Origin of the sequence: Zooshikella harenae, from assembly GCF_018837975.1 — a bacterium.
Lineage (GTDB): Bacteria > Pseudomonadota > Gammaproteobacteria > Pseudomonadales > Zooshikellaceae > Zooshikella > Zooshikella harenae.
The window spans coordinates 18,051-38,740 of sequence record NZ_JAGSOY010000047.1; the positions used below are offsets into that span (position 1 = coordinate 18,051).

At 39.1% G+C, this 20,690-nt stretch carries 18 protein-coding genes; 3 read left to right on the forward strand and 15 right to left on the reverse strand.

What is annotated here, in order from left to right; genetic code table 11:
• The gene (locus tag KCG35_RS16900; protein WP_215820975.1) at nucleotides 1-1,800 is read left to right on the forward strand and encodes a M4 family metallopeptidase; all 1,800 of its coding nucleotides are present in this window, start codon (nucleotides 1-3) and stop codon (nucleotides 1,798-1,800) included.
• A 99-nt stretch (nucleotides 1,801-1,899) separates the two neighbouring features.
• On the opposite strand, the gene KCG35_RS16905 is transcribed toward KCG35_RS16900, so the two are convergent.
• Nucleotides 1,900-2,193, reverse strand: a complete 294-nt coding sequence (locus KCG35_RS16905; protein ID WP_215820976.1) for a hypothetical protein — start codon at nucleotides 2,191-2,193, stop codon at nucleotides 1,900-1,902.
• Nucleotides 2,194-2,622: 429 nt separating this feature from the next.
• Nucleotides 2,623-3,333, reverse strand: a complete 711-nt coding sequence (locus tag KCG35_RS16910; protein ID WP_215820977.1) for a hypothetical protein — start codon at nucleotides 3,331-3,333, stop codon at nucleotides 2,623-2,625.
• A 444-nt stretch (nucleotides 3,334-3,777) separates the two neighbouring features.
• On the opposite strand from KCG35_RS16910, the gene KCG35_RS16915 reads away from it, so the two are divergent.
• On the forward strand, nucleotides 3,778-5,175 hold the full coding sequence (locus KCG35_RS16915) for a DedA family protein (protein ID WP_215820978.1): 1,398 nt from the start codon (nucleotides 3,778-3,780) through the stop codon (nucleotides 5,173-5,175).
• A gap of 44 nt (nucleotides 5,176-5,219) precedes the next feature.
• Here KCG35_RS16915 and KCG35_RS16920 read toward each other — a convergent pair whose 3' ends face one another.
• Complete coding sequence (locus KCG35_RS16920; protein ID WP_215820979.1) at nucleotides 5,220-5,801, reverse strand: LON peptidase substrate-binding domain-containing protein; 582 nt, start codon at nucleotides 5,799-5,801, stop codon at nucleotides 5,220-5,222.
• 178 nt (nucleotides 5,802-5,979) lie between these two features.
• Here KCG35_RS16920 and KCG35_RS16925 point away from each other — a divergent pair, with 178 nt between their 5' ends.
• Complete coding sequence (locus KCG35_RS16925; RefSeq protein WP_215820980.1) at nucleotides 5,980-7,086, forward strand: GNAT family N-acetyltransferase; 1,107 nt, start codon at nucleotides 5,980-5,982, stop codon at nucleotides 7,084-7,086.
• Here the strand turns inward: KCG35_RS16925 and KCG35_RS16930 are convergent.
• From KCG35_RS16930 to KCG35_RS16985, 12 genes are all read right to left on the reverse strand, one after another.
• Nucleotides 7,017-7,709: a GNAT family N-acetyltransferase gene (locus tag KCG35_RS16930; protein ID WP_215820981.1), complete on the reverse strand. Its 693-nt coding sequence runs from the start codon at nucleotides 7,707-7,709 to the stop codon at nucleotides 7,017-7,019. The genes KCG35_RS16925 and KCG35_RS16930 overlap by 70 nt on opposite strands.
• Before the next feature lie 3 nt (nucleotides 7,710-7,712).
• Nucleotides 7,713-9,680, reverse strand: a complete 1,968-nt coding sequence (locus KCG35_RS16935; protein WP_215820982.1) for a hypothetical protein — start codon at nucleotides 9,678-9,680, stop codon at nucleotides 7,713-7,715.
• A gap of 32 nt (nucleotides 9,681-9,712) precedes the next feature.
• Nucleotides 9,713-11,047: an oligosaccharide flippase family protein gene (locus KCG35_RS16940; RefSeq protein ID WP_215820983.1), complete on the reverse strand. Its 1,335-nt coding sequence runs from the start codon at nucleotides 11,045-11,047 to the stop codon at nucleotides 9,713-9,715.
• A gap of 26 nt (nucleotides 11,048-11,073) precedes the next feature.
• Nucleotides 11,074-12,141, reverse strand: a complete 1,068-nt coding sequence (locus tag KCG35_RS16945; RefSeq protein WP_215820984.1) for a polysaccharide deacetylase family protein — start codon at nucleotides 12,139-12,141, stop codon at nucleotides 11,074-11,076.
• Entirely contained in the window at nucleotides 12,119-13,276 is a 1,158-nt protein-coding gene (locus KCG35_RS16950; protein ID WP_215820985.1) for a glycosyltransferase, read from the reverse strand. The genes KCG35_RS16945 and KCG35_RS16950 overlap by 23 nt, the downstream gene beginning before the upstream one ends.
• Nucleotides 13,276-14,223, reverse strand: coding sequence for a glycosyltransferase family 2 protein (locus KCG35_RS16955; RefSeq protein WP_215820986.1), 948 nt, complete (start codon nucleotides 14,221-14,223; stop codon nucleotides 13,276-13,278). Before KCG35_RS16955 ends, KCG35_RS16950 begins: the two co-directional genes overlap by 1 nt.
• Entirely contained in the window at nucleotides 14,207-15,598 is a 1,392-nt protein-coding gene (locus tag KCG35_RS16960) for an O-antigen ligase family protein (RefSeq protein WP_215820987.1), read from the reverse strand. The genes KCG35_RS16955 and KCG35_RS16960 overlap by 17 nt, the downstream gene beginning before the upstream one ends.
• A gap of 157 nt (nucleotides 15,599-15,755) precedes the next feature.
• A complete protein-coding gene (locus KCG35_RS16965) occupies nucleotides 15,756-16,886 on the reverse strand; it encodes a glycosyltransferase family 4 protein (RefSeq protein WP_215820988.1) in 1,131 nt (376 codons plus the stop codon).
• A complete protein-coding gene (locus KCG35_RS16970) occupies nucleotides 16,883-18,517 on the reverse strand; it encodes a GumC family protein (protein ID WP_215820989.1) in 1,635 nt (544 codons plus the stop codon). Before KCG35_RS16970 ends, KCG35_RS16965 begins: the two co-directional genes overlap by 4 nt.
• A complete protein-coding gene (locus tag KCG35_RS16975; RefSeq protein ID WP_215820990.1) occupies nucleotides 18,517-19,485 on the reverse strand; it encodes a polysaccharide biosynthesis/export family protein in 969 nt (322 codons plus the stop codon). The genes KCG35_RS16970 and KCG35_RS16975 overlap by 1 nt, the downstream gene beginning before the upstream one ends.
• Before the next feature lie 253 nt (nucleotides 19,486-19,738).
• Nucleotides 19,739-20,359 carry a P-loop NTPase family protein gene (locus tag KCG35_RS16980; protein WP_215820991.1) on the reverse strand — a complete coding sequence of 207 codons (621 nt, stop codon included), beginning with the start codon at nucleotides 20,357-20,359 and terminating at the stop codon, nucleotides 19,739-19,741.
• A 33-nt stretch (nucleotides 20,360-20,392) separates the two neighbouring features.
• The coding region (locus KCG35_RS16985) for a sugar transferase (RefSeq protein WP_215820992.1) at nucleotides 20,393-20,690 on the reverse strand (298 nt) is incomplete at its 5' end.

Sequence of the window (20,690 nt, forward strand, 5' to 3'; positions counted from 1 at the left end):
ATGAAAAGGACTTATTTAAAGCCACTTGCGTTCGTTATTTCTAATATCGTTGCTATGAGCTCTCTCTCCGTATCAGCTGCCAGTCTTGTCCAAGTTGATGCAGGTAACCTTAACCTGAATACCGCAAATACACTTACTAGCTTATCCTCTACAAGTTCTGGCTCACAATTTAAAGTCGTTAAATCGATTAAACTTCCTAGCGGCGAAATAAAACAAAAACTTGTTCAGCATTATAATAATGTGCCTGTATGGGGTGTATCTGTTAGTGCCAATCGTTCAACCATGGGTATTTACAGTAACACCTCTGGCAGTATGTTAAATAATATTGCTAGTGATATTGTTAATACCACGCCGCTCTTGTCAAAAACTGATGCAATCGAACGCGCGAAACAATCTTCACTCATCGCCAATGATACACATAATGAACAAGCCAAGCTTTATATAAAACAAGACCAAGACGGCAAAGCCAGACTGGTTTACTTAGTAAACTATCTCATTGAGGGTGAAAATGTTAGCCGTCCCTTCTTTTTTATTGATGCAGAAAGTGGAGCTATTCTTGATCAATGGGAGGGCATTAACTATCAAGATGCACAAGGTCCTGGTGGTAATCAGAAAACAGGTAAATATTATTATGGCAAAGATTACGGCCCATTAAGTGTTGACGAAGACTGTCGGATGGACAGCCCTAACGTTGTCACAAAAGATATGAAACACCGGACTTCCGGCGGAGATGTCCACCAATTCACCTGCCCAGAAAATACCTATAAAGAAATTAATGGTGCATTTTCTCCCTTAAACGACGCGCACTACTTTGGTAATGTTGTATTTAATATGTACAATGATTGGTTTAATACTGCACCATTAACATTCAAGTTAACTATGCGTGTTCACTACAGCAATAACTATCAAAATGCATTTTGGGATGGTAGCCAAATGACATTTGGTGATGGTGGTAGTACGTTCTATCCGTTAGTCAGTTTGGATGTTGCCGCCCATGAAGTAAGTCATGGCTTCACAGAGCAAAACTCTGGTTTGGTTTACCGCAACCAGCCGGGCGGTATTAACGAGGCGTTTTCAGATATCGCGGGTGAAGCAGCTGAATACTTTATGAAGGGTAGTAATGACTGGCTAGTAGGTGCGCAAATCTTCAAAAGCTCAGGTGCACTTCGCTATTTTGAAAAACCCTCAAAAGATGGCCGCTCTATAGATCATGCCAGTGATTACTATAGCGGACTGGATGTTCACTACAGCTCAGGTGTGTATAATCGCGCTTTCTATCTGCTCGCAAATACTGATGGTTGGGATACTAAGAAAGCATTTGCTGCTTTTGTGCTTGCTAACCAGGTTTATTGGAATGCCAACTCTGATTACGATGATGCCGCTTGTGGTGTTAGAAAAGCAGTTAAAGACTTAAAATATAATGAACAGGACGTTGTAACAGCATTTAGCACAGTAGGTGTTACTGCCTGTGATGGCCCAGGACCAGATCCTGATAACGAGCTGGAAAATGGTAAGCCTGTTAGTGATATCTCAGATAAATCTGGAGGAGAGAAACACTACTTCATTAATGTTCCAAGTGGTGCAGGTACTTTAAATGTTGTAATTAGTGGCGGATCTGGAGATGCAGACTTGTATGTTAACTTTGGTTCAAAACCAACAACATCTAAGTTTGAGTGCCGTCCCTATCGTTATGGTAACAGTGAAACCTGTACCTTTGGTGCACCCAAAGAAGGAAAATACTATATCATGCTCAGAGGCTACACTAGTTACTCAGGTGTAACCCTAAAAGCATCTTATTAATACTATTTAATAAGTAGTATACCCACAACAAAGGGTATGTAAAGATTACACGCTTTGCATACCCTTAATTACATGATCCCCATCACACTAAATTCAATACTACTCCGACTTTTGAAAAAGCTGTGCCATAAACAAAATCCTATCCCTAGGCGAAATTGTTCTCATTGCACGTATGCACTCGATTTCGTATTCATTTAAGGGAGTACCATCCAGAGAACTAATATATCTCACATCCCTTTTAGTCTCTTCAGACTGGCTTGACTCTTCACCTTCCAAATAAAAATCAAACTTTTCTGCTGTTTTGTTATTTCGCTTTTCGACAGATGTTTTCAATACATTGCCCGGTGTTTTGACTTGTTCTTTTTCATTGGAATCAGCAGAGGATATTAACATGGTACGTCTCTTTCTATACCTAAGGAAAACAGTTAAAACAAGAATTGTTTTATCAAAAGAATTTTAAGCAGATCTCAATTAAATCCAAACTACTCATTACCAATAACTGCAACTTGTCACAATTTAAATTAGATACAAATCCAACTTATACAAAAAAAGCAATCAAAAAAAATAAGTGAAGTGATATACCATAACGAAGTTTTTTTGGGCAGCCATCAAACGTTGACAACAAACCTTTGGTGGTGCCCTATGGGTATAAAAATAATTCGTGAAGGGTATAGATGCCTAAACGGCATCTATACATCTGGAGGTTTATTGCGGCTATCACCTTTTTTCTTTTCTTAACAGCCAGTTACAAACTCATACCCATCATGAGTCATGTTTAGGTGTTAGCAAATAACTAAGCGTTCCTATAGTGTAGTGAGTATATTAACCATAGTGATACTTTGTGTTCCGTTCAGCCTCATCAAGTAAACTATCCCAATAAGCCAAATGTACTTTTACACTATCATGCATTACCTCAAGCAATGACAGTCGATTGTCTTCGTCAAGATAGTGTGAGATTAATGGTTCCATAAGCTTTTGGAATATATGGTAACCCTCATTTTCATAATATTCTGCTTGTTCTAAAGATATGCTCAACCCAAATTGCCGCTTAAAATTACTTAACAATAATTGATCCCTGTGAATAGCAGCCAACTCAAGAACAGCCAACGAGGCAATTGCCTCAGGAAAGGTCCGATTCTCGACAGCAAAGTACTGCATAAACCAACGAGTATAGCGCAACGTCGAAAAACTTATTTCATAATTAGTCCCTTGTATTTTAGTAGGAATATCCAAATAACTTAAACAATGTTCCGCAATGTCACTTTTAGAGCCAAATATTAAATGCTGAAGTTGACTTACTAAGACTTTTAAGGAAGGTTGACTTAATGTATTTTCCTTACATCCACTTTTAGCCACCGCCACGGCATACCAAGTATGTCGTTGATTTAACCAGTATTTAAATTGTGTTAATACATGACTTAATGCTTTTTGGGATATAGCGCCCTGCTCTAAAATGACAAAAAAACGATTTTGCACGAGCGACTTTCGAATAAAGGTTTGATTATTATTAAGAAAATACGCTGTCAGATCCATGACAATTACCTTTTATATTTTTTGATGCTTGCATCCTGAGCATAACAATCCCCTTCACGAATCACCTAGATGGACATTGATCCTCTATGCTTACCATTACAGCTCATACGCAGTGATGCGCTATTGTTGCTTGTAAAGTAACCATTAGAAGCGGAATTACACCTCAATATCAGTGTATTAACGAACAAGTAATGCAACTAAACTTGTCGTGTACACCCTTCAATGTGGGTTTATCGTCCACTAATGTTTAAAACACTTATCTCCTCACGCTAAGAATAACCATAACCCTCATTATGGTTATATAATTATAGCCTTTATAGACAATTTTTAATGAATCATCTTTACGTTAACTACTCTAACGCAACCAATACCCTCTCGCAAAATTCTCAAGAGACCAATTTACGGTAAACTATTCACTGTTTTTTGCCAACGATAGGAAGTGTTATGGATCTATCTTCTGTGCAGCCCGTTTTAAATTGGCTAAATGAACACCCCCAATGGATAGGCATCAGTATTCTTCTGGTCGCGTTTATCGAGTCATTGGCTATTGTCGGTATTATTGTACCCGGTGTTGTCCTGTTGTTTGGTATCGCTGTACTCGCAGGAACAGGGGTTTTATCACTCACTGAAACGTTTATCTGGGCTGGCGCAGGCGCTATTTTGGGTGATGGTATTAGTTATTATCTTGGACGGCACTATCATCAAACAATAAAGCGTATCTGGCCTTTTTCTAAATACCCGGCTTGGTTTGAAAATGGTGAGCGATTTTTTAAGCAACATGGAGGAAAAAGCATTGCTATTGGTCGGTTTGTAGGGCCTATCCGACCTGTTATTCCCATGGTTGCAGGAATGTTGGACATGCCTGCAAGCCGTTTTTTTGCAATCAACTGCTGCTCTGCTATTGCCTGGGCTCCTGTTTACACCCTACCAGGTTATCTCGTTGGGGCATCCACACAACTTGCTATAGATATACCTAGTGGACTGTTGTGGGGAGTTGTTGGACTATTTTGCAGTATTGCTATCCTAACCTGGCTACTTAATTGGCTTTGTCAGCGGTATTTACCCACACTATCACGTTACCGCCTACTTGCCGAACGATATAGTGATCGTCGTTGGTGGCGTACACTTCAATCTCAGCGGCCGCATGTACACTACGCTTTTCCCATTAACCCTTGCTGGTTATTGTTATTATCGCTGACGAGCTGGCTGCTGCTATTTATTGTCTTGCCAGATAGTATTTGGACTACAGCTAATCAATGGACCAACATAGTCCTTACCCCGTTAGAACACCCCTTACTAAAACCCATATTCACGGCAGTAGGGTTACTTTCGGAGTGGCAGCATATCAGTATTATCTCATTGTTGACGGTTGGCTGGATGTGGCACCAACACTACAGAGGACATGCTATTGTACTGCTGGTAAGCGTTTCGGCCGTTAGTATTTGGCCTCTACTAAATCATGGAATGCAACTTTCCCTTAGCCAAGATCATGTAACAGAAATAATTAGCCACCATACCTTACTCAGTAGTTTACTTTATACCCAAATTGCCGCATTGATAGCTTATGAACGCCCCGTTAAACAACAATGGTGGATCCTATACATTGGTTTATTACCCAGCTTACTAGCAGCATTAAGTTTAACCACACTCAATGTAATTAGTTTTAGTGCTGCTATTTCAGGTTTCTTACTCGGGCTGGTGTTATGTTGTCTTTGTAGAGTTGCGATTTCCCCCCTTGACCGAAATCCCATTCATAGTACAAGTAGCCTCTTTATTTTATTGGGATTACTATTAGTGGTAGGTGGCTTATACATCCATATTCAGCTGAATACTGTTATTTAACAGGCTTTAATTTTAGAAAAAAGGAATATTATGCTCGTGTGGTTTTATGCAGAGTGCTGCATATCATTAAGTAAGCCTTTCAGCTTTTCCAATCGAGTCAGTGGGTTAGATATTTCTAGCATGGACTGTTTCTTTTCTTCTGAGAAAGGCATGTAAGCAGCCAAATGGTTGCTTACTACCATAGCATCCCCATAGTTCACATCCAGTTCTAAGTCCTGTAACAAGGGGTGCTGAACCAAAGCCTTGAGTAAATCAACCAGTCCGAACCACTCATCAGGTACCGAAATATGGGGCTCTTCTGGCAGTAACCGAGACTCGGACATCAAAAATCCTTTTTCGCTTTTCCAATGATCCAAAACACTAAATTTTCCTTCACCAGTAATGGTAATTCCCAATAATCCATTAGGTAACTGAAAAAAATCGCTAATCGTAGCGAGTGTGCCTACATGCTCAATATGCTTAACATCAAACTCACTACCTTCAGCAACCAAAATCACACCAAACCCTTGGTCATGTTTCATGCAATAACTGATCATATCCAAGTAGCGAGGCTCAAAGATCTGTAATTGCATCTTACACTTTGGGAATAACACTGCCTGCAATGGGAACAGCGGTATATTCACCATAGACAACTCCAAAATGTCTTACGCGATGAACTGCTTTTTCATCACATACTTTGTCTAAAATTATAGGTGCAGTCCTAACACCACTGCTAATACTCAGATAAACGGTTTATTGAAAAACCTTAGTCCCCAGACATACTGTCTATACTGAATGGGTTATAATTCATAATCATTTACATTTATGCAGTTTGAAGTAGAACAACAACGTGACGTTATAGCCCGATTTTTGCAGTCTCCTGCTTACCTTTCTATTGTGGACCAAACATCTCGATCAAACTGTTTTAACTCACCACAATGGTTAACACCATGGTTATATCAGAGAGGTGTGCAACCCCTTCTAGTAACCGCTAAAGCGGAGAATGAACTACTGGGCTGCTTAGTACTGGCACTTCATCCACTGCAGCGCTGGGGTGTTTCTTTCAATGCTCTCCAGTGGTTAGGCTACCCATATACTGATCGTGTTGTTATTCCCTACAACAGCAACTACCCCAATATTATTGAAGAACTGATTACATACACAGCCCAACTGACGCATGTGAGTTGGGATTTATTAGAGTTTAATGAGCTTGACTTAAATAGTCAGGAAGCCACAGTACACCCAACCTCTCAGTTACCTCATGTCAGCATCGAGCCTCGCTGCCAAGTACCTGTTACCGACCTAACAACATACTCAATTCCCAGTAAGTTTCGTAGAGAATTAAAGCGTCGTAATAAACAGTTAGCTGAGCAAGGAAAACCTCAATACCGATTACTTCAACCGGATATGGCTGGTATGCAACTACTTCTGACTGAGTATGCTATTGTTGAGCAACAAAGCTGGAAGGGACAACAGGGACTGACTGTTCTTGGCGACTCATCATTAAACCAGGCCATCTGTCAGCTTGCCCATACCGAAAATGTTATTTGTAGTGAATTACGTTTAAACGAACAAGTTATTGCTTACCGTTTAGGTTTTATTTTTAACCACCACTATTTTGACTACAACATTGCCTATCTCCCTAAGTTTGCTCACTATGCACCAGGTCGTAGCACATTGTATTACCTCATTGAACATGGTCCATCGCTAGGAATTCAGTTAGTTGATGCATCACGTGTTGGTATGCAGTCACACCACTTACTTTTTGAAAGCCACTCACACCTACAGCAGCATTCTCGTTTGCGTCTTTATAATCAAACACCCGCTGGTCAGTGGTTAAGGTGGTGGGAGGCAGGAAAATCTTACTGGGGCTTAATTAAACGTTTACGCCGATATCGATCTGCAAGCGCTTTAAACTTTGGTTCTTTATAGTTCACATGTTTTACCCGATAAATACCACCTAAAAAACGATGAACTATAGTCATTTTACCGCACTCATCAAACCCCACATGAAAATGTAATTTTAATGACGGTACATTCATACTATCGATGGTACAAATTGAGTCATGGTAGCCCTGCAGTTGCATGTTATGCCAAGCATAAAGCTGAATATCTAAAGCAATCCCACTGCCACGCAGAGGCTGAGCAACCTCCCCCGCAAATTGATAAAATGCATGCTTCTCCACAATAAATTCACAGTGATATTGATCATGGTCGAAGTAGCTTTGAGGGCTTACCCAAAAAATAGCCACAACCTCATCTTCAACCAGACCAATTGTTCCAAGCAAACCTTGTTTTAGTAACTTTTGGTAAACTGGAATATGCTGTTCAAAATAACGTTTGCAATTGGGTAAATCCGCTTCGGTTAAAAATTTTATTTGCCATCGATTTCGTCCCGTTGTAGGCGGAAGAGGTTGTGTTAAGTCCAAGCGTAACCAAATAAGCTCTGTCGTTTGCCACAAATATTTATGATAAATACGACATATAAGGCCAAATAAACCTTGCGTTTGCCAAATATTTTTAACTTTTTGCAACCAGTTACTATCTTTACTCATAAGTTATTGACTGATTTCTATAGCAAAAATACTTTTGTTTGGAATCGTCCAGTTTAAATGTAACTTCTGCCCCACTTTATATGTTTTCTGGGAGACTTGAGGCTGTAAGTCACTGACTAATAGTGTTTTCGTTACTGACAACGTGTGTTTTTGCCAATGTTTTGGCAAGGCAACCATAATATCGAGTTTTTGTTGGCGGTCACCTTTGTTCACCCCTAACATGTGGATAACTTTAGGTGTTGTAGATGCCAGCACATCAACCTCAAAAAGGCTCGACTCCGTAGCTAAAACCTCACCTTGTAAGTGTGCCTGAATAAATTTCATTGCATGCCCTACAGGCTTTAAATGCCAGTTGCCTGCGGCATCCAATCTCATCAGTCCCTTTCTATAAGCACCTTCATCAGCCGCCTTAAACCAGTTAATCATAGTTAAATCACCATGCTGTGCAGCATTAACCACAACAGAAACCCACCATAATGCTGCAAAGAATGTATCCTGTTCATAAGGACTAAGATGCAGACCACTGGAAATGTTAGTTTGATCAATCAATAACGTTTTTCTCAGCACCCCTTCTGTATTGCGCCCCACTAACGAAGCTGCGGCGGCCACCGCTTGTTGATAACTTCGTGTTGCCCGTAAATCTCTGATCAACCATTGATGCCATGTCAAAGCATGTACATCATCCCCCAATAACAGTAATAATTGTTTTGCCCAAGTAATCCCCCTTCGTGAACTGGCTTGGTTTCTATTAGGGCCATTTAACCAACCAGCACTAGCAGGTATTGCAACTTTAACATGTTCCCGCACATGCTCGGGCAACTGCTTTAAACCATTCACCACTTGTTTTGCATACTTAACAAATGCAGTAAAAGAAGGATAATTAAGATTGGGTTCATCCGCTAAAACCAAATAATGCTGGCCTGTTTTGGAATATTGCTGCCAACTAGGTAAATAAGAGCGAAGCACTGTTGTAATATGCTTACTATCAACCAGTACAGCTCGGCGACCGGTCTCAGCAAGTAGTGTAAGATCATTAATGATGCCTTGCTGGTAATAAGTACCCCGGAAGGAATGGTCAGCGACTATCTTTTCTTTTAATACATCAATATAAGTGTAATATGTTGCTGACCTAACCTGCATTGCTTTAAGTAGTGACAAAGCCTGAGATGGTGGATCTAAGAAAGGTAACGAGGTACCTACCCATGGCACAGGCCCCAATTTCTTTAATCCAACCTTAATTTTTCCCTTTCCCGCAAGATGCTTGGGCACAAATAAATCTTCAGGTCTTAATGCAAATACGTTTTCAGTCGTGTCTAGCCAAAAAGCAACTTTACCTTTCCCCTTAAAAACCAAACGCCAAACTCGTCTTTTAGTCGACTGCTCAATAGGTACGATATTATTCTGCCAATATTTTTTTATATCAAAAGTAGATAGTGAAAGCTGAATTCCTCCATTTGACGGTTTCAATGGACTAACCTTGAACGCTTTTACCCCCCCATGATATTTGCCACCTAAATTGACTGTTTGCTCAGCAGGCACACTAAAATAAAGCTTGGCATTTGCTGGCACTTCGGCGGTAAAGTGATGTTTAACGGGTTGATAAACAACTTTGAGCGCTGAAGCATGTTCAAGTCGATAGCGTCGGTAACTATAACCAGGAACCTCAAGGCGATAAGGACCTTTGTCTGATTTTAGCAGCCATTCCTTCTCTCCTGAAAACTGGTCAGGATTAATAACCAGCTCATCAATTAGACTTCCTTCAGCATCTTGTAAAAAAATACGTTCTTCATGGGCAGAAGGCTGCCAGGCTGGTTGCCAGCTCAATCTGATCAGACGCTGCTCTGTTTTAGTTTCAACAACAGAAGAAGTGTCAATGTACCAAACACCATCACGTATCCATTGCCACTGCATAGCATTCACTGCACAGGTAAACCATGCAGCAAAAAAACACGTTATTTTGAAATAATTCATATAAATTATTTTTAAATAAAAGCATGATTATTTTATTTTTTACGCTTTATTATCCACTCTTGAATCCACCCCCCAACTTTCTGCCAGTCATCTCGTTGTAACCAGCATACTAAAGTCCAGTGTAATGGGTGGGTTTGCTGGTACAACCTGAATAATAAAACTGCTGCTAATAAATAAGCCACAGAAGAGCTTATTGCTGCGCCGACTAAGCCAAACTCAGGGATAAGTAATAGATTAGCAATTAAATTCACCGCACAAGCACAAGCGGCAACGACTGATACAGCACCAGGTCGATTTTTACCTAATAAATCCAAACGAATAATTGAACAAAAGCTTAGACCAATAATGCCAGGTAGCAGAAAAATCATTGGCTCATACGCTGAAGAGTATGCTTGACCAAATAGTAATACAATTAGCCAATATCCAAAAAATACTAGTGCTAATGCACCAAAAAACATAATACTGTTCGTTAAACGTAATGCCAATGGCGTTACATCTTTATTACGAGCGGCATCAGGCCCCATAAAAAAAGAAAGTAATGGCGTTGTTAGTGCTTCAGGCATTACCAGCATCAACTCTGCCGCAGAAGAAGCCATCGCATAATAGCCCAAAGGCTCTGCACCCAATAATAAACCCACTATAAGAAAGTCCTGCCTGAGCAACAAAAATCGAAACACCCCTTCAAAATGACCTCGCGCCCCATAACCAATTAATTTTCGGTGAGTTTGTTTATTAAACAATGGCCAATGGCCTGGTTCATATCGCTTTAATAATGAAATTGCTAGAGTAACAAGAAGTATGAGAGTTGTTATCCCTGATAGAACTGCCGCATTAAATGGTGTAATAGGTAATAACCACCAAGCTAATAAAAAAATAACCAGAGGAATAAATGATTCAAGAACTCGAATTATATTTAAACTTGTAATTTTATTTAAAGCATTCAGAACTCTAAGTAGACCATTGATCCATAAAAGAAAGACTATTAACAAAACCATAACATAAGTATAACTTTCCAAAATAGCCCGCTCTCCCTGCCAAAAATTTATAGCACCCAGTATAATCATCGCAAACGAGGCAAACAGCAGGCCAAATACAATTGAAAACGAGGTTAAACTACCCAACATTGCTTTTAAGGGTAACGAGCGATGAGAAACATGATAAGCCAGAGCAGTACTGTATCCACAATTACCTGCAGCAAAGGTTATTTCAACAATACTATTCAGTAGTGCGAAAATACCCCGGTCAAATGGCCCAAGAATACGTGCAATCAACGCAACCCTTAGTACCCGAACAATAATCGACACCACTTTAGCAATAAAGCTCTGACTGATTTCGTCTAAGAGTTGCTTTCGTGTCCGCTGTTTCATTCAATCAGCCATATCCATTAAGGAGCCTATGCACAATGGTTAAGTGTCAACTTTAATAAGCGATAGCCAAGTAATTCTGGCCTGACCACCATGTTATAGTGCAAATTAATGCGGGGTAAAAAGTAAGGATCTGTTGCTTGATAAACCCAGCCAGGGTTAGTTGTGACCGCGCCCTGATACCCACACTTATTCAGTATAGGCGGGAGTTCCTGACAAACATGTCCATAGGGATAGCAAAAATAACGACTTACAAAATTTACGTGTTGTTTAATGGTTACCAAAGATTCACTCAACTGACTTATCATCTGTTTAGCAGTCAACACAGGAAGACTTTTATGGTCCAACCCATGACTTCCCATAATAACCCCTTCTTTTGATAAAGCTTCTACTTGCTGCCAGCTTAACGTATGTTGTTGACTCGGTAGCTGTACAGCAATCGCATCGGCTAGCGTAATTAACTGCTCAGGCGATAAATAAATTGGTAACTGAATAATACGCATTTGCCAAGACAGCTGGTTTAATTGGGTTAAATCCGCAATCCCCACGCCCTGACTTGATAACCACTGAGTTATCCATTGTTGAGCATGCATATCATCATAATTGGCTAAATCAAAAATGGACTGCCACCAAAACAGTCGTCGTGTATTGATAAGCACTGTGGGTAAAAATAACGTTAATGGAATATTACGAGCTTTTAATGGCGGCCAAGTATATTCAAAGGTATCCCACCAACCATCATCAAAGGTCATTATGGCCAGTCGTTTTTTATGGTTTAATTCATTAGACTCTGAAACTGATCTTTTATTAAGTAAATTTTGCAACTCATCCAATGATATAAACTCAAATAAATCTTGCATAACATCCAGCCACTTAGGCCAGAATTCAGCAGCTATTACAGTACCTGGATCATAATAACCCTGTAATTGACTAAGTGGTAAAACGCGATGTCCTGTAAAAATTAATGCTCCTTCATACGGCATAACGAACTTACGCAAAGGTGTTCTCAGTGTTAAATAACCTAAGCTTTGCTTTATGTGTCGCTTGAGAGGTGCCCAGTTAGTCATTCCAAACTTATTTACGTTGTCGTCCAGCATCAGGGGTCCATTGCATAACCCTATGACCACAGACAAATAAAATAAATGCCCAGCTCATAGCTACTAATTGCTGAATAAAAAATGCGATAAAAATACAAGGTTTTGGCCAATGTAATTCTGGCAATAAAAGCACCAGCCCCGTTATCAGATAACCCGTTAACTGAGTAATAAAAAATACCTTAAACAGCCACCCATACGTCAATAACATTAGATTTAGGGGTAATAATAAAAGGATTAATAACGGTAATACTCGACGTAATACTTTATGACTTAATAAGGCCCAAGCAAGCTTCAACTGGTGTATATTCAGCAATGACCTTCTGACCCACAGGCTTTGCAAACCACGCAAGGTGATTCGTACTCGACGCTGAAACTGTTGTCTTGGCTTTGATGTACTATGGTCTTCAACGATAGCATGAGGAGCCCAGACTAATTGATAACCTGCAACTAATGTTGCGGTACTAATAAAAAAGTCATCCGTTACACCTGCTGGCACAGGCTGCCACAGTTTCTTGCGAAAAATGAGCAAAGCCCCATCTAGGTTAATGAGACAACCCGCTTTATCTTCTTGCTGTCGGAGCCAACCTTCAAACAGACGATAATAACGATCCCCCCAACTTGTTCCTTGTTGATGTATTGCCGGAAACTCAAGTTTACCACCTACAGCGCCTACCTTTTCGTTAAGGAATGGCGTTAACAATGCTTGTAATGTTCCTTGCAACCAAAGATTATCTGCATCGGTAAACACCAATAAATCTCCACAAGACACTTCAACTGCTGTGTTTAATGCAGCTGCTTTTCCTCGTCGGGAAAGAGTGATTAATTTTATTTTCGGATCATCTAAACAATTGATAACTTCAGCTGTGTTATCTGTTGATCCATCGTCCGCAATAATAATGTCAGAAATATATTTAGCCGCTCCTTGGGTGAGAATACTCTGTATTTTAGCCATTAAATGCTGAGCTTCGTTATGTGCTGGAATAATCACAGAAACCCGCCCCACCGTATTTATGTCAACGCCATCACCTTCTTTTGGATGCTTAACATTTACAACGTGTGCAATGAGCCATACACAAAGAGGATAACCTACATAGGTATAGGCAACCAATAGAACAATTAACCAAAACAGGTACATCAACATGTATTCTGAGGTCTACGCCAAAACCAAATAACAGCAATTCCTGCCACCAAAAAACGAAGGGTATAAAGCACGGTTAGTTGTACAAGCAATCCAAATTTTAAATAAGCTCTTGGCAATCGTAGGCTTAAGAATAAACTGGGCACAAACAACAAAGGCAGCAGAACCATGACCCAAAAGCTCCAATACAAGGCAACCAGTACAAAAACAAAAAACATCCAGTGCAATAATGCCATGAGTGGGAAACGTACCAGCCGCCATGGCCAGCCATACTTATAGATCAAATCTCTGTGACTGCTTTGCCGCCAGAACTCCTTTCTGAGCCAACTATAAAAACTTTGCTCATAACCCCAGTGACGCAATTTAGGATGAGGTATTGAAAGCACACTAGCGCCCTGCACTCGCAAACGTCGAATAAGGTCTTTGTCTTCTCCAGTAATAAACTTGTTATCAAAACCATCCACTTGCTCAAAAACTTCACGGGATACTATTAAGTTACGCCCAGGAAGCGTATCCACAGAGGTAACATGCCCACGTCGAGTTAACACTCTTAGCGCCCAAGCTTTGGCATACCAAGGTGCACTATCGGGCGCAATATCCACAAACGCAAAAGCCTGTGCAAAACCTTCTTCGATAACACCATCAACAAAACCAAACCAGTCACCAGGAACCTCTATATCCGAATCGATAAAAACTAACCAATCACCCGTTGCTCCTATTGCACCTTCATTACGGAGCTGGCCAATCGTCAATTGATTTTTTTTTAAAACCTTAATACCCTGCTGCTGGACCAATTTTATGCTGTCATCAGTAGAACCATTATCAACAACAATTATCTTATATTCCTTTCGCCCTTGAATTGCATTTAGCATCGCACTTAAACAACGTGGAATATTCTTCGCCTCATTAAACATAGGCATGATAATGCTATAACGATGCTTCATGACGTATCTCTTCAGTTAAAGCACTACTTTGTCTTTCACAATAACGACGTACAACCTCAGCAATAGCAAGCATACACCAGAAATATTTATGATTAGGTGCACTTAAAAATAGCAAAAAAATACATAATGCTAAAAATGCCAGCCCTAAATGAGTCACACTGGATGCTAACGATAACCGCTGTTTCTGAAGAGCCATTATTCTTACTTGCCAATAACTGACTAACCCACGCCAGGCCAACCAGCAAAATAACAAGCTCACCACTACTCCACTTTCCACTGCAAGCTCCAAATAAGTATTATGTGCGCGTCTAAACAATTCTGGTTCTCTGCGACTTAGTGAAAATGCACTGGCATATCCAGAATAAGCATAGTTCACAGGAAAAGAACCTGGACCTGTTCCAGTCCATGGATTTTCTTTAATCGACTGCCAACCCACAACTAAATAGGAGGCACGCCGCCCTAATGAACGATCATCAAATGATTTGATACCTTTTTGTAAGGATAAAAGTGAAAATAATCGCTGCTTATAATCTTCTGGTATTGAAACGTGTGCAATGGGCACAGCAACAGCCAATGAAAGCAATACCCAGCCTAAGTGCCGCGCTCGAACCAAATGAAAATAGCCTCGATAATGCCATAAAGCAAAACCTATCACTATCAATAAAACCAACGCGCCTGAACGTGAATAAGTTTTCATAAACGTAAGTGACAAAACGATTAAAATACCGACCCAAAACAGACTTACCAGCCAAAAACGTTGATGAAGAACTAAGTATCCCACCATCGCAATTGCCACACTGATTAACAAAGCAAAATAGTTAGGATCTTTTAATAAACCTATAGCGCGATTATTACTGGTATAAGTCTGGTATAGCGCAATTAATGCGGTCATCGCTACAGCAAGTACTAATGTTGACATTAACTGTTTAAAACGAAGATCTTCAGCTAACAACAGTGTTAATACAAAAATAGCAATCGCAGTTAACATTTGGCGAAAGTTATTGAGGGAAAGCTCAACATAATTAGAATGCAGTACACTGATCGTGTAAAGCAGTAAAAATAATGCTAAAGGACGCCATAATGGTGAGCGTAAACGTTCTATAGGCATTTGTCTTAAAATAAGTTGACAGGCAACAATCAATAATAATGCTGCTCCCAATACTTTAGCCCCTGTAAAAAATCGAGTCCCCTCAAAAAGCCCCTCAAAAGGGACTAAAAAAATTAAACCTAATAACCCCCATGCCGGATGCTGATATAAAATAATTAGACCGACACAGCTCACAGCGATAAATGGTGCAAGCCAGACATAAGGTGTTAACATTAACACCACACACGTAATAAAAATAATGCCGCTAAAACATCTAAAAAGCAGCATTATTAACCACTCCAAAGTAGATTTAAGGACACGTCTAAAAATAGTGTTTTTTTTGTAATAGCAAGGAAGTACTGCACGAAAGACCGCAGTATATAAGAAATACATGAGGATCCAAGTACACAGCTATCACGGAAAAACTGCATTTTTAGAGGAGCTCTTAAGCTAGTTGCTGATAACATGTATCTAATCTCTCTCTGCTTTGATTATTAAGCCATCGAACCTTAGCCTGCGCATTTTTAATTATTGTCTCTCGCAATTTATCCTCGTGTAATAAACGATGAATAGCATAGGAAAAGCAGCTTATGTCATTTGGAGGAATCAATAACCCTGTTCGTTCATGCTCAATTAAATCCACCAAACCACCTACAGCAAAAGCAATGACAGGCACACCAACAGCCATTGCCTCCAACGCGCAAAGTGGTGTTCCCTCTGTTCTAGACGTTATTAATAAAATGTTTATACGTTGCAACCATTGCTTAACATCTGACTGATATCCTACCCAGTCAACTTGCCATGTATCATTTTGCTCAATTAACTTAACCAGTTTTTGCTGAAAAGGGCCATCACCAATAATCACGGATTTTATCGGAGTATCCTGTGGGTAACATTGCAAAAAGTTTTGGTAGACCTTTAAAAATAAGTCAGGACCTTTTTCAACACTTAGTCTTCCGACAAACCCAAACATATATTGATTTTCGTTTTCTGTAACATTCTCACAAAGAGATTTGTTCGTAACATCCACACTATTGGGGATAACTATAATTTTATCTTTATGCACACCACTTGCTAAATAAATATCGGCAATTTCTTTGGCTACACATATCACTTTATACACTTTTTTGAATCGACAACTTTGTATACTTAACCATTGATAACAGATCATTTTAAAATTCCGCCGGGTAAACCCATGCTGAATCATAATAATAGGTATTGACAATCTACATGAGGCAAATAAAGCAATCCACAACTCTTTGTAGCCATGGCAGTTAATGGCAGTTATGTTTTCGTTTATCAATAACTGATGACTGTTCTTAACCAATGTTAGCAATGATAGCTTATGCCCTACAGTCCCATATACAGACGTATTTTCTGCTTCCATTACCTGAATTAATAAATCTAAAGTTTTATGATCTGAACATAAGCATAAAATGTAGTGCTGATACTGTGTTAACCAACGACAATACTGAACTAAAACATGCTCAGCACCGTAGTAACCACTGCTGCTTATTATATGCAATAAAGCCTTACTACATGGCTTATCATTTTTTTTTATTTTTGACTCCATCATGTTGCTGACCTAGATTTTTTCCCAATTCTCCCAATAAAACTAGCTAACCCATTCTCAAACTGAGAAGATTCCTTCCGTTTAGATATATCATCCAGTGTCGCAAAGACTGGGATATTTAGGTATTTCTCGACATGACTTGGCTGTTTAAATGTATGATCAAAAAACTCTCGAAGATAACCAATCGCAAGCGCCAAGAGAAACCCTGTTATAGCACCTATTGGTAAAATCATTTTTAGCTGAGGAAAAGCTGGCTCAGCGGGAATAAATGGCCTGCTTAAGATTCTTGCATTAGATAGTCTAACATTATCAACAAGTTGCATCATGCGCTTTTCTTCAAATTGTTGACTATAAGAAAAAAAGGCTTCATTCATTGCTTTTATTTCTGTTTCTACCTGTTCAATCCGAGAAGCTACTTTTCGCAAATTATCAATACGTGCTTCATATTGCTTTAGACGCTGCTGTTTTGTTGTAATTGTCTCCTCAAGTACAGCTAACTCCATTTGACGCTGTTGTATACGATTAGTAAATAATTTTAATAACGTATTACGCTCCCTCGCTAACCGGGCACTAATACGTTTAATTTTCAAACTATCAGCTCTAAATGACATGGAAGCATTTGAGAACTCACCTACTAGTTTCGAAACCTCTTCCAACTGTAATCTAATTTCTTTGTCATCATAGGCTACAGAACCTGCAGTTTCTGTAAATGTATAAGGAAATGTATATTCTGTTAATTGACTTGTACTTTTCAAATGTTGTAAATGTAATGTTAAATACTCAACCCAGCGTTTTTTTTCTAAATGAGTATCAAGATAGTCGTTTAAATTTTCCTGCTCATCATCATAACTGGCAAGTACCTGAATAAGTTCTTGTTCCGGATTTGCGGCTTGATACTTTGTTAACAAATCCAATTTCATTTTTTCCAATTCGGCATAACGCTCTCGATAATGGTCACGTTTTTTTTTGAACAAATCATATGGTAATTCTGCGGACTGTAATTGATCCCTAGTTAATAGATAGTTATTAAGTAAATTATTTACTAATATAACTCCTTGCTCAGGGTTTACTGAAATGAAAGTGACATTAATAACATTAGAGCCAGGAACAGGCTCAATAGTTAAATTTTCTAGTACATCTGTAGTAAGTTTATCTATTTCCAGGTGTTGAATATCTTTCTCATTCACTCCCAGCAACTGACTCATAGGCTGGATAATATACTGTTGTACTGGTTTTATAATATAATTTTCAAAAACGACACCTAACCATGTTGTAGCCTCTAGTGAGGCTAATGATAGCTTTCCTGCTTGGTACAACTCACTCACAGTGGTTCTAATCAACCCTGTAGAACGAAGAATATTACTCTCGGTTTCCATATCAATCACGGTAAGTGGCACAAATTTGTCAGTATCACCCGTCAAGACAGTATCTGCATCTGATTGCGATAATTTCTTTGATAAAACTAATACCTCACCCGTTAATTCATAATGATCTTCAACAACAAAAGGTACTAATATACTGATACTCACAAATAAAATAAAAACTCTTTTTATTAATAGTTGATTAGCAAAAAAGATTCGCAAAAACTCATGCAAGTAGTTTTCTGCAGTTTCTTTTCTAGACTTTTCAATCATTAGTTATCCTTGCTATCAACGCGGTAGCTAAATGAAAAGCCAATACCATTAAACAAAATAACATCACTCAACGTCTGTGTAATATTTGCAGTTTCAGCCAGTCGTGTTTTGGGAATAAAAACAATATCATCCGGCATTAAATATGTGATAGCTGCTTTTCCCGTCCGTATAGACTCACGTATATCATATACTCGGGCCATCATCTCATTTTGCTCACGACGCAGTGTTAACACAGAGCTAAGTTCAGCATCAGTAGACGCACCACCTGCAAGTGCAATCAATGATAAGATAGAAATAGGTTTTTGAATAGGAAATGCTCCTGGCTGCCTTACTTCACCAAACACAAAGACTTTACTTGACTGAGTTCGTTTAAGTAACAAGTCAACTTGTAATGCAGTATTTAACCTACCATATTTTTTATTAAGCGTTTTTCTTAAATTATTAACTGTTTTATGTTTAACATCTATATCACCAATAAGGGGAAAAGAGGCTCTAAGATCGCCTCGAACCAAAATCTCTCGACTTAGCCCATAAGTTGGATGATACAAGTCTTGCTTAAGTTCTTTAATCTTGGTTTGGTATTTTGGCACAGTAATATAAAACAGAGGATCAATCAAAATATCTTTGTATAGATCAGCTAAACGTCCTTTTAACTGTTCTACAGTTAATCCCACAACTTTCACATCACCAACATATGGTAATGATATAAAACCATCTGGTCTAACTCTATGACTTTCATTAAACTCAGAAGCAGTAATGAATTTTATATCGAGTTGATCATGAGTTGCTATTCGATAAATACCTTTCGAATTAATGTCAAAATGATAAATTATATCGAGCACATCTTCAGGTTGTAACTCATGCTTATCTAAAAGGCGCTGATCAGGAATATGCTGCCCCGTCTTCCCAAATAGTTCTGCAGGTATCTTGAAGGACTTTACTGTTGGCTGTAAAAAACAGCCGCTCACCAAAAATAAATTAAAAAGAAGAAATAACTTACTAAGGGGCACCGTTAAAAATAGTGATTTTTTTGTGAGCGCAAGGAAGCACTGCACCGAGGACCGCAGTGTATATGGAATACATGAGGATCCGAGTACAGCGCTGACATAGTTTTCACGGAAAAAGTGCATTATTAGAGGAGTCCTAAGAGCTATTTGTAAATTACACTTCCATACGAACTTAGGATGTCGTTTATTTATTTTGACAGTTGGACAGTTTAAGCTAAAGTAAGTCATAGACCCACTTGGGCATATAATATTTACGCTGGTTCAAGACAGCGCCAAATACATTAGCCCCTCCTTGCTGCAACCGCTCAACGGCTGCTTGAGCAACTTCCCACCGTGTTTTTTCCGCTTGAAGAACCAAAGCAACTCCATCAAATTGTGCAGCCATCGTCACTACCTCTGGAGATGAAAATACAGGTGGGCCATCAAATAATATATACTTATATAATTTGGCTAACTCCCTTAACAAATTTTTGACATGGTGTCGCTCAAGTGGCTGTTGAAGTGGGTAGTCTTGACCAAATGGCAAAAAATCATAACTCATACCTTTTGGCTCTTTAAAAATAAATGGATTAATATCAGAAATTTCTAAAGCATGCACTAAGTTATAAAAACCTTTCTGAGGACAGGAAAGTAATTGATTGGTTAAACTGGCAAGGCCTTGGTGACCATCTATCACCAAAATACCATGAGAAATGTGTCGAGCAATTGCATTAGCGATTGTAGCAATACTAGATGAACAACCTGCTTTACAATGTGGCGCAGTAAAAAAAAGTGATGCTTGGTCTCTTTCCATCAGTGAGCTTGTAAAACTCAAGTGGCAGGGAATTGTTAGCATTTTAAAACATCCTCCACTCTTCCCTGCACAATACTAACTAGCCCCTCTTCCCTCTAGAACCCGAATAGGTGTTAGTAATAATATTTTAAAGTCAAACCAAAAACTCTGATTTTCAATATACTGTAAATCTAACTGTACTCGCTCTTCAAAGTTAAGTTGACTTCGCCCACTTATTTGCCATAACCCCGTCATTCCTGGGTAAACAGCTAGCCGGACTAACCCTTGATCTGGATAATTTTGGGCTGAAAAAGAAGTCGGTCTAGGTCCAACTAAACGCATATCCCCTTTAATAACGTTAAATAGGTTAGGTAACTCATCCAAGCTAAGCCGC